Here is a 1,187-nt window from a genome sequence, read left to right on the forward strand (position 1 = left end):
TCAGCTCAACTCAGCGACCTCTGAAATCTCTAAGCTCAAAAGCCAGCTTGTTGAAGTACAGAAAGACGCACTGTTTGACAGCACCACCACCCTATACAACCGTCGCTCTTTCGACCGCGATTTAGAAACGCTCTGCGAAGCGAACCAGTCTCTTTGTTTGATTCTCCTCGACATCGACCACTTTAAGGACTTTAACGACACCTATGGTCACCTATTTGGTGACATGGTTCTAAAAGGCATCGCTCGTAAACTCAAGCTAAGTTGCCGTGAAGGCATTTCTGCTTATCGCTTTGGCGGTGAAGAATTTGCACTGATTGTGCCGAATAAGTCAGTACGCATCGCACGCCAACTGGCTGACACTAACCGTCGTTCGTTAGAGAAGCTATCGATTAAAGACCGTCGCAGTGGTGAACAAGTCGGAAATATTACCGCTTCTTTCGGTGTGGCTGAACTCGAACCTGGAGAGTCACCACATTCATTAATTGAGCGCGCAGATAAGTTGCTTTACGAAGCCAAAACACTTGGCCGTAATCGCGTTATGCCTCTTTAAAGGCAATCATTCGCTTGGCGATTGAAGCCAAATACGCGTGGTGAATACTAATTAAAACTAGAAAGCCCCAAAGGCGTTACCTTTGGGACTTTTTGTTTACTGTGCTCTTGGAACTGAGAACTAGGCTTTAAATTTGGAAGCAGTAGTTAAGGCAGTAGTCTTCACCACTTTTTGCTCTAAATTCTTTATCTTCACTGCACGCCTTTGGCTTACCCTTTTCATCGCCTTTAACTAGGCTGATCCAGTGGCGCATCGCAGCAATAGTTTCTTGTTGTAAAGTCGTATTCGTTGCTTCAGTTGGAGCTTGACCGAATGTCGTGCACGATTCCAGTTGGATATCATCAATCTCTATCAGTTCAATGCAGCCAGTGCCTTTGTGGCAACCAAACATCACTTCTAAGTGACTTCCGCTACCATCACGGAACAAGATTGAATCAGGGTCGCTCTTCTCACCCATGTAGGCTACAAAGTGCTTAGGGTGTTTTAGGCCGCTATGCTGTCCGTCTTTGAAGTAAGCCATGATATGACGGTAATCGACTACGTAGCTCGTTACGTCTTGGTGAGAGCCATGCTCAAGAGGAAATAGACGGTCAAGCAGTTGCTTTGCTTTCACTTGCTTCTCATTTTGCTGGTTTGC

At 45.8% G+C, this 1,187-nt stretch carries 2 protein-coding genes; one reads left to right on the forward strand and one right to left on the reverse strand.

The window, feature by feature from the left end:
• On the forward strand, window positions 1-550 hold a 550-nt coding region (locus BCT81_RS27610; RefSeq protein WP_133152755.1), incomplete at its 5' end, for a GGDEF domain-containing protein.
• A 127-nt stretch (window positions 551-677) separates the two neighbouring features.
• Here the strand turns inward: BCT81_RS27610 and BCT81_RS27615 are convergent.
• Window positions 678-1,187 (reverse strand): malate synthase (locus BCT81_RS27615; protein WP_102426526.1); only part of this gene is annotated, 510 nt, incomplete at its 5' end.

It is taken from the genome of Vibrio sp. 10N.261.52.A1, assembly GCF_002876325.1.
GTDB lineage: Bacteria > Pseudomonadota > Gammaproteobacteria > Enterobacterales > Vibrionaceae > Vibrio > Vibrio chagasii.